Raw genomic sequence first — 8,862 nt, 5'->3', positions numbered from 1 at the left:
CCGCGGACTCTAAATTGGTTTCGTACTAATTTGGGGAGCAGGTCACGACCGGCAAATGGCCACTATCAGTCCAGGTAAAGCTTCCCTTGTTCAGGCGCCGGCTCGCCAACCAGATACCGAACCCGTCATAGACCAGGACTTTGATGTGCGTCGAACGCTTGTTGGTAAACAGGTAGGCGTGATGCGGCCGCGCTGCACCGAATACCTGAACTACCCTCGCCAGTGCAGTATCCATACCGACGCGCATATCAATCGGTTCGGTTGCCAGCCAGATGGAATCTATCCGGATCATCTTAGCCAGTTCTGCAGCCAACCGGCGCACTCTGCGGCCGCAGCTTGCGGCCAGCGCACAGTCACATTAGCGGCTCCTCGTCTGATTTCAATCACGATGTCAGGTGTCGCAGCGACTGCGGTCGACGCCGTCTTGGCGTATTGTTTCCATCGTCCATCATGTACAAGTGTCCACTTATTAAGTGGACACGATCATCTACGCTTACGCTCTTAACTTCAAGATGACTTTGCCGGGGGCTTACATATCAAGGGCAGAGTAACGGAATATGCACGTATACAACATTGCTTGACGTGTGCTCAAAGCTGAAAACCAAACCGTTGAGGAGAACACCTATGGCAATTTATAACTTGAGTGTAACTGGATAGTTTCGTTGATTTAATTGTTTTAATATCAACATACATGGGTGGAAATGATTGCACACTGAGTTTAGGCTTAGTCTTATCAATGTAAAGGAGTCAATCCTTGACTGCACAAATGCAAGTCACTTCATGCCATAGGTTGTGTAGCCGCTAGAAAGAAATTGCACAAGCTGTTGCCCATAACTGGATAATTTATTAAAATTTAAGAAACAAATTTTCATTTCTCGCATAGCCCAATCGTCCGCTAGTTCTATACCTGATAGTTTTCCAGCTTGGATGTGCTCCTCAGCCGCACTATGTGGTACTACACCGATCCCGACGCCCGCCGCCACCATGCGACAAATCGCATCAAAACTACGCACATGTATCCGAACTTTTAGCCGCTGCCCCATCTGGGTCGCCATCTGCTGTAAAAAAATTTGAATGGCGGAGTCAACGTCAAGACATACAAAATTGTGAGTTAAAGCGGTACTAAATGGAATAGATAATTCGTCCGCGAATTTACTATTTTTTGGCACGACTAAAATCAAACGATCAGTTCGAAATGGTAAAAATTCCAGTCCCATAGTGGGGATGTTGCCAGCCATTATCCCGATATCTGCAACGCCTTCCATTACCGCTAGCGCAATCGTATTACTGTTGTGTTCTTGCAGATCAATATTAATACTCGGATTGTTAGCTAAAAAAGTAGAGAGACTTTCGGGTAAGTATGAGTTGATTGAATTGGTATTTGCATAAATACGCAAACTTCCTTTTACTCCTAAGGAAAACTCATTTAAGTCAGCATGCATACGCTCAAGATTCGAGTGAATTTTTCTGACATGGCTTAAAAAATTTTCTCCTGCGGCAGTCAATTCAACACCCTTTGCCAGTCGTTCAAAGAGAGGAACTGCTAGCGCTTCTTCTAAATTTTTTAAACGCAAACTTGCTGCAGATACGGATATGTGCATTTTCTCGGCACCGCGTGTCAAATTGCCTGCTTCGGCAATATGCATAAAAAGCTTCATGTCTACTAGATCGTATCGCAAGGGTTCTATTTTCTCAAAGAATGTCTTCTAAACTTACAAATTCCATAAATTATCGATTCATCTGATTATGGGCGCATGCAAAACACATTAACTGGAAAACTACGAATCGTCAATTATGAAAAACGACCACATTGAATTGAGTAAATGGCTGGGAAAAACTGAAGTTATCTGTGACGTGATTTCTCAGGCGCCATATGCAGCGTTGTCCGCAACTTTAGATCGACAAGGAATACTGGTTGAACCTGGCTTGCCCTTACCCCCACTTTGGCATTGGCTCTATTTCTTGCCTAAACATTTACAGTCTGAAATCGGATTAGACGGACATGCAAAATTAGGATCATTTTTACCTCCTGTGACCTTACCCCGACGAATGTGGGCAGGTGGACGATTTAAATTTAATGCCCCTGTCTGTATTGGTGATGCTGTATCCCGGACATCTGTAATTGAAAGTATTACAGAAAAAATAGGACGAACAGGATCATTGATTTTCGTTACTGTACGTCATGATATTCGCATCTCTGGGGCAACTGACGTAGCGCTGTCCGAGTGGCACGATATCGTTTATCGCGATGCCCTAAAAGTGAATGATACTCCTACAATCCCATTGGCAGCACCATTATCTTCAGCTTGGGAACGTAAGTGGATTCCTAGCGAAGTGCTTCTCTTCAGATATTCAGCTCTGACCTTTAATGGGCATCGTATTCATTACGATCGAAGTTACGTCACTCAAATAGAGGGCTATCCAGGATTGATAGTACATGGTCCATTAATTGCGACATTACTAGTGGATTTACTTCGTTGGAACTACCCAGATGCAGAAATCATTAGTTTTGAATTTAAGGCGATTCGTCCTACGTTTGACCTGCATCATTTTTTTGTCTGTGGTGAGCCTTTGAAGGATGGCAAAACTATTCATTTGTGGGCCAAAGATCACGAGGGTTATCTAACTATGGATGCAATTGCGGAGATTAAATGATGAAACCGTTAACTGGAATTACCGTCGTGACGCTTGAACATGCCATCGCGGCACCGTTTGCAACCAGACAATTAGCCGATCTTGGCGCACGCGTCATAAAAATTGAGCGTCCAGGAGGGGGCGATTTTGCGCGGGGATACGATGAACGGGTGTGTGGTTTGTCGTCTCATTTTGTTTGGGCGAATCGTTCCAAAGAAAGTATGACGTTGGATGTCAAAACAGAGGAAGCTAAAGTCATCTTATCTCGGTTGATTTTGGAGGAGGCCGATGTCGTGGTGCAAAATCTTGCACCAGGTGCAGCTGCCCGTCTTGGACTGTCATACGAACTATTGTCGTCTAAAAAACCTAGCCTTATCGTATGCGACATTTCTGGATATGGCATTGATGGTCCGTATCGCGACAAAAAGGCATATGACTTATTGATTCAGAGTGAATCCGGTTTTTTGTCAGTCACAGGAACCGAAGAGGAACCGTCAAAAGCAGGTCCTTCCATTGCAGATATTGCCGCTGGTATGTACGCCTATACAAATATCTTAACGGCAGTATTAGAACGAAATAAAACAGGGAAGGGGAAGCATATCGATATTTCCATGCTTGAATCGTTAGTTGAATGGATGAATTTTCCACTCTATTTTTCTTATAAGGGAGCGCCTCCGCCCAAACGCTCCGGTGCAAGCCATGCCACTATTTATCCCTACGGACCATTCCCGACAGGAGATGGGAAAACGGTCATGTTCGGACTACAAAATGAAAGAGAGTGGTTCGCATTTTGTAGCAAAGTTCTTCAACTACCTTATCTGGCATCAGACGCTCGTTTCGTTACTAACAGCGGGCGCAGTGAAGGACGTATTGCGCTGCGAAAAATTATTGTCAATGCGTTCTCTAGCTTGACGGCAGAAAAAGTGATTGGCCTACTTGACGCAGCCCAAATTGCGAATGCAAGGGTCAATGACATGCAGGCGGTGTGGGAACATCCTCAGTTAATGGCGCGTAATCGCTGGCAAGAAATTGACTCTCCTGTAGGTAAGTTACCCGCCTTGCTACCGCCAGGTTCAGACGCTAGAAATGTTCGCATGGATGCGGTTCCAGCACTCGGAGAACACACTGAAGGAATTTTGGTGGAACTGGGATATACACGCGAGCGAATCAAAATGCTGCGACAAGCTAATGCTATCTAAAAAGTTTATATAATAACAGGAGACCGTCATGAGTTTTTTTAAACATACACTTTATTCCATTATCTTAATTCTAGGATCAATTTGTATTACCCCTGCGAATTCTAGTCCTATCGTCATCAAATTTAGTCATGTGGTGACACCAGATACACCAAAAGGAAAGGGAGTCGAATATTTTAAGAAATTAGTGGAGGAACGAACCATGGGTAACGTCAAGGTTCAAGTCTATCCGAATAGCCAGCTTTATAAAGACAAAGAAGAACTCGAGGCGCTGCAATTGGGGGCCGTTGAAATGCTGGCCCCTTCGTTGTCAAAATTTAGCCCTATGGGGTTTACTGCATTTGAACTGTTTGATCTCCCCTACTTATTTAGCAATTACAACGATTTGCACAAAGTAACTAATGGAAAAATAGGCCAACAACTACTTACATCATTAAGTACAAAAGGTATCAAGGGGCTAGCATATTGGGACAATGGCTTTAAAGTAATGAGCGCAAATAAGTCCCTGGTTGAGTTGAAAGATTTTCGTGGAAAAAAAATGAGAATACAAAGCTCGCGAATACTTGATGCTCAAATGAGAGCCTTAGGTGTCAGTCCGCAAGTGATAGCATTTTCTGAGGTGTATCAGGGGTTACAGACAGGAGTTGTCGATGGTACAGAACAAACTCCCTCGCAAATTTATACGCAAAAATTCTTTGAAGTCCAAAAATTTATCACCTTAACAAATCATGGATATCTAGGATATGCCGTGGTCGTTAACAAAAAATTTTGGGACGGTTTAACGCCGCAGATTCAAAGCGTTCTGGAGACTGCGATGAAAGAATCAACCGACTATGTCAATAAAATTGCGGAGCAAGATAATCAAGAGTCGCTGGCTAAAATTAAAGCAAGCGGACGTACTCAATTACTCACATTAACGTCAGAAAATCAAAGTAGCTTAAAGGTCACGCTCACCTCAATCTATCCGGAACAAGAAAAACGTATTGGTAAAGACGTGATAGATGCTGTCCGTAAAGAACTCGCCATTAAATGAAATCGTAAATTTATGGGCGGCCAGCACATAACTATATTTTGAATACGTAATAAGTCTAATCAGATATGAATGTTGAGTAAATTTATATGAAAAAATATCCGATCACCTACCTATTTGTTCCTGGAAATCGCCCTGACCGTTTTGATAAGGCACTCGACTCGGGGGCAGACGCAATTATCGTTGATCTTGAGGATTCAGTTTCTTTAAGCGATAAGTCTTTGGCAAGGGATGCCTTTGCCAATTGGTTTGAGCGACGTCGATATCATTCCGAGCGGATTTTACTCCGAATTAATGATGCGCAATCGTTTGATTTTTCAACTGATCGGGAATTAGTTCATGCGTCCGGAGTAAAGGGGGTAATGCTGCCTAAAACAGAGAGTAACGATCAGGTCGAATCACTTGCTTCAATACTCTCAACGAAAGGATTTGTCGTACCAATTATAGAATCAGCTAAAGGAGTTTTGAACTGCGCGCGTATCGCGATGAGCAGCCGCGTTCAACGACTCGCTTTCGGCAATCTCGATTATGCGACAGATCTTCACATTTCTGCCGACACAAGTAATCTGGCTTATCCCTGCTCTGTGATTACCATTGCGTCTCGTGCAGCTGAACTATTAATGCCAATTGCAGGGGTTACTCCTGAAATTTATGATGATGCGACAATTTCGAGTGATTCTTCGTTTTCTTATTTGTCTGGATTTGGTGCAAAGCTTTGCATTCATCCACGACAAATTGAACTAGTGCGGCAAGCTTTTGCCCCAAGTAATAAAGAGCTTATTTGGGCTCAACAAGTATTAGCACTTTCAGAGACATCCGCAGTAGCACAATTGGATGGCAAGATGATCGATCGCCCCGTCCTAATTCGCGCTCAGTCCATTTTGCAATACTACAAATAATTCTAAATAGAATACTGGAGACATGTATGAAGTACCTCAATCGTTTAGAGGAGTCGTTAATAACCTCGTTAATGATATCCGCTACCTGTATCATTTTTATCGCTGTATTGCATAGGTTTGCCTCAACCATCCCCGTTCCATTTATTCAAGATCCATTATTGGCACTTAATTTGAGTTGGGCCCAGGAACTTTGTGTCTTCATGTTTGTGTGGATGGCAAAATTTGGTGCTGCTTATGGAGTAAGAGCAGGAATTCATGTTGGTGTCGATGTGTTATTGAACCGCTTGCATCCTAAGAACCGCCAAAAATTAATTCTATTTGGACTTTGTGGTGGGATGCTGTTTACCGCAACAGTGGGCACATTAGGGGCTATGTTTGTATGGGGCATTGCTCATACAGATCAAATTTCCGAAGAGATTCATATACCAATGTGGCTTATCTATCTTTGCATTCCTTTAGGTTCATATTTGATGTGTTTTAGATTTTTCGAGGTGGCGATTGTATTTTTTAGAACTGGCGAATTACCTCACCACGACATTGCACATGTCGAAGGTTTAGAAAATTACGAAGGTGCAAAATGAATGCGATCATTATTTTCGTACTGTTAATCGGCTTAATTTTGACCGGTATGCCAATTAGTATTTCACTGGGGCTTACTGTACTAACATTTTTATTTACGATGACCGATGTTCCGATTACGTCGGTTGCATTGAAACTTTTCACAGGTCTTGAAAATTTCAGCATCATGGCGATTCCATTTTTTATTTTAGCGGGAAGTCTGTTAACGCAAGGCGGGGTTGCTAGAAGGATGATTCATTTTGCAACGACCATGGTTGGGCATTTTTACGGTGGATTAGCGCTGGCGGGCGTGATTTCCTGTGCCTTATTTGCAGCAATTTCTGGCTCATCGGTGGCCACAGTTGTTGCGGTCGGCTCTATCGTGTTGCCAGCAATGGTAAAACAAGGTTTCCCCAAAAAATTTGGCGCTGGCGTTATTACGACGAGCGGAGCTTTAGGAATACTTGTACCCCCATCTGTTGTTATGGTGTTGTATTCTGTGTCAACCAACACCTCAGTCGGCAAATTGTTTATGGCGGGAGTTATTCCAGGATTGATGTTGGCAAGTATGCTCGGCCTTACTACGTGGTGGATTGCGCGGAAAAACAATTACCCTCGAATGAAGAAGGCGAATTGGGCAGAACGATGGAATGCATTTAAAGACTCAGCATGGGGGTTCTCTATTATTGTATTGGTCATCGGAGGTATTTATTCTGGGCTTTTTACACCAACCGAAGCAGCGGCTGTGGCAGCAGTTTATGCATTTTTTGTAGTCGTCTTTGTGTACAAAGATTTATCGCTTAAGAATGTTCCAAAGGTAGTTCTTGATGCCGCTAGTTTATCTGCCATGTTGTTATATATCATTACTAATGCTGTGTTGTTTTCATTTTTGATGACAAGCGAAAATATTCCGCAACAAATGGCGGATTGGCTTACCTTACAAGGGCTTGGTCCGGTTGCGTTTCTTCTGGTAGTCAACATTTTGTTGCTAGTCGCTGGAAATGTAATGGAACCGAGTTCTATCGTTTTGATTATGGCGCCAATTTTATTTCCGGTAGCGGCAAGATTAGGCATTGATCCGATTCATTTTGGTGTCTTGATGATGGTGAATATGGAGGTTGGTATGTGCCACCCCCCGGTCGGACTTAATCTGTATGTGGCGTCTGGTATTACTAAAATGGGCATATCTGAGCTCTCGGTTGCGGTATTGCCGTGGTTATTTACAATGGTCATATTTTTGCTGCTGATTACCTATGTCCCTATGGTTTCTTTAGCGCTGCCAACGTTGTTAGGAATGTAGATTATTAATCGTATTGAAGAAGAACGATGTAACATTGAGCGGGGGAAGTTTATATTTTTCTAGTTGCTTGCCTTACTTGATACTATGATTGGAGCGCTAATAGAGCAGTCGAAATAAATCGAGAACCAATCAAGGTGAGCTCAATTTAGCCACTTATTTCAATATTCTGCCGAGAGTATTTTAATAAACTTGCATTGGGTATCAATTTACCCAATGCAATTGTTAATGCTTTTATTTGATTTATTCATTTGTTATCCTATTTACCAAGGAGGATTTATGAGCAAGTTCTTACTTTCCCTATTCTTATCGGTTTTTATTTTTTTTGCGAATACTGTATTCGCTGCGACAGATAGCCATGGAACTGCTGATGAAGCGGTAGCAATGGTAAATAAAGTCATTGCATTTATGAAAATTAACGGAAAAGACAAAACGATCGCAGAAGTAAACAATTTAAAAGGGCGCTTTCGTGATCGGGACCTATATATCTCCATTAATGACATGAGTGGGATTAATCTTGCGCATGGTGCGAATACCAGAATACAAGGGAAAAATTTGCTTGAGATGAAAGATGCTGACGGCAAACCTTTTTACCGCGAACGTATTGAGATGGCAAAGACGAAGGGCGAAGGATGGCAAGATTATAAATTTGTAAATCCTGAGACTAAGCAAATTGAAAATAAGGCAATGTACTTTAAGAAGCATGAGGATCTCATTATAAACTGTGGGATATACAAATAAGGAGTCTAAAATCAACGTTAGTCAGGGACTTTGATTTTATTGTAAAGGGTTATTTAGGTGTTTTAACGCAATATTTTTTCTTGGATTTAAAAAAACAAATCGACATTTTGGATAATGCTCAATTAAAGCACTCAAAACTGTTAAATACCTGCTTATGATGCACTAAAAAATTGTTTTGGATATCAAGTCGTTTCTTGCACTAATTTCGATGGGGGAAGTACTCATAAAATTGATTTTATTGTGTCTGCCGTTATTTGTAATTATAAGTACGGTGGTCGGAGCGGAAATTCTTGTTGTTGGATTTGAGTACTCTCCATTTTCAATAGTGAACAATGCGACTCTTTCCGGTATTGGTGAGGCACAGATCATCGACAAAGGCATCCCGACCTCCGGATTGTTGGCTCAGATGCTGGTGGCCAAATATGCTGATCACTTGCCTCTGTACCGCCAAAGCGGCATCTTTGAACGGTCTGGATTCGCCATTCCCGACTCCACACTATCCGAATG

9 protein-coding genes and 1 pseudogene are annotated in these 8,862 nt (G+C 42.4%); 8 read left to right on the top strand and 2 right to left on the bottom strand.

The window, feature by feature from the left end:
• Nucleotides 1-25: 25 nt before the first annotated feature.
• Both tnpB and EYB48_RS18780 read right to left on the bottom strand, forming a co-directional pair.
• On the bottom strand, nucleotides 26-313 hold the full coding sequence (gene tnpB, locus EYB48_RS18785) for an IS66 family insertion sequence element accessory protein TnpB (protein ID WP_235935300.1): 288 nt from the start codon (nucleotides 311-313) through the stop codon (nucleotides 26-28).
• A 460-nt stretch (nucleotides 314-773) separates the two neighbouring features.
• Entirely contained in the window at nucleotides 774-1,658 is an 885-nt protein-coding gene (locus tag EYB48_RS18780; protein ID WP_268895160.1) for a LysR family transcriptional regulator, read from the bottom strand.
• 136 nt (nucleotides 1,659-1,794) lie between these two features.
• On the opposite strand from EYB48_RS18780, the gene EYB48_RS18775 reads away from it, so the two are divergent.
• The 8 genes and pseudogenes from EYB48_RS18775 to EYB48_RS18740 all read left to right on the top strand — a co-directional run.
• Nucleotides 1,795-2,655: an HTD2 family dehydratase gene (locus tag EYB48_RS18775; protein WP_202927839.1), complete on the top strand. Its 861-nt coding sequence runs from the start codon at nucleotides 1,795-1,797 to the stop codon at nucleotides 2,653-2,655.
• The gene (locus EYB48_RS18770) at nucleotides 2,655-3,833 is read left to right on the top strand and encodes a CaiB/BaiF CoA transferase family protein (RefSeq protein WP_162021911.1); all 1,179 of its coding nucleotides are present in this window, start codon (nucleotides 2,655-2,657) and stop codon (nucleotides 3,831-3,833) included. Before EYB48_RS18775 ends, EYB48_RS18770 begins: the two co-directional genes overlap by 1 nt.
• Before the next feature lie 28 nt (nucleotides 3,834-3,861).
• A complete protein-coding gene (locus EYB48_RS18765) occupies nucleotides 3,862-4,863 on the top strand; it encodes a TRAP transporter substrate-binding protein (RefSeq protein ID WP_162021908.1) in 1,002 nt (333 codons plus the stop codon).
• Nucleotides 4,864-4,949: 86 nt separating this feature from the next.
• Entirely contained in the window at nucleotides 4,950-5,759 is an 810-nt protein-coding gene (locus EYB48_RS18760; RefSeq protein ID WP_162021907.1) for an HpcH/HpaI aldolase/citrate lyase family protein, read from the top strand.
• Between the two features lie 26 nt (nucleotides 5,760-5,785).
• Nucleotides 5,786-6,340, top strand: a complete 555-nt coding sequence (locus EYB48_RS18755; protein ID WP_162021906.1) for a TRAP transporter small permease — start codon at nucleotides 5,786-5,788, stop codon at nucleotides 6,338-6,340.
• Nucleotides 6,337-7,617 (top strand): TRAP transporter large permease, encoded by a 1,281-nt coding sequence (locus EYB48_RS18750; RefSeq protein ID WP_162021905.1) that lies wholly within the window; start codon nucleotides 6,337-6,339, stop codon nucleotides 7,615-7,617. The genes EYB48_RS18755 and EYB48_RS18750 overlap by 4 nt, the downstream gene beginning before the upstream one ends.
• A gap of 276 nt (nucleotides 7,618-7,893) precedes the next feature.
• Nucleotides 7,894-8,355 carry a cache domain-containing protein gene (locus EYB48_RS18745; RefSeq protein ID WP_162021904.1) on the top strand — a complete coding sequence of 154 codons (462 nt, stop codon included), beginning with the start codon at nucleotides 7,894-7,896 and terminating at the stop codon, nucleotides 8,353-8,355.
• A gap of 358 nt (nucleotides 8,356-8,713) precedes the next feature.
• Nucleotides 8,714-8,862 (top strand): annotated as a pseudogene (locus tag EYB48_RS18740) (IS66 family transposase); the annotation flags it as partial.

The sequence above is a fragment of the Cognatundibacterium crateris genome (genome assembly GCF_010078235.1).
Classification (GTDB): Bacteria; Pseudomonadota; Gammaproteobacteria; order Burkholderiales; family Burkholderiaceae_D; genus Undibacterium; species Undibacterium crateris.
This window is presented reverse-complemented; position numbering and strand designations above follow the sequence as displayed.

Coding starts and splice junctions, on each gene's coding strand:
- EYB48_RS18780 (WP_268895160.1), bottom strand. CDS start 1,658: ATGAAGCTTTTTATGCATATTGCCGAAGCAGGCAATTTGACACGCGGT.
- EYB48_RS18770 (WP_162021911.1), top strand. CDS start 2,655: ATGAAACCGTTAACTGGAATTACCGTCGTGACGCTTGAACATGCCATC.
- EYB48_RS18755 (WP_162021906.1), top strand. CDS start 5,786: ATGAAGTACCTCAATCGTTTAGAGGAGTCGTTAATAACCTCGTTAATG.
- EYB48_RS18775 (WP_202927839.1), top strand. CDS start 1,795: ATGAAAAACGACCACATTGAATTGAGTAAATGGCTGGGAAAAACTGAA.
- EYB48_RS18760 (WP_162021907.1), top strand. CDS start 4,950: ATGAAAAAATATCCGATCACCTACCTATTTGTTCCTGGAAATCGCCCT.
- EYB48_RS18750 (WP_162021905.1), top strand. CDS start 6,337: ATGAATGCGATCATTATTTTCGTACTGTTAATCGGCTTAATTTTGACC.
- EYB48_RS18765 (WP_162021908.1), top strand. CDS start 3,862: ATGAGTTTTTTTAAACATACACTTTATTCCATTATCTTAATTCTAGGA.
- EYB48_RS18745 (WP_162021904.1), top strand. CDS start 7,894: ATGAGCAAGTTCTTACTTTCCCTATTCTTATCGGTTTTTATTTTTTTT.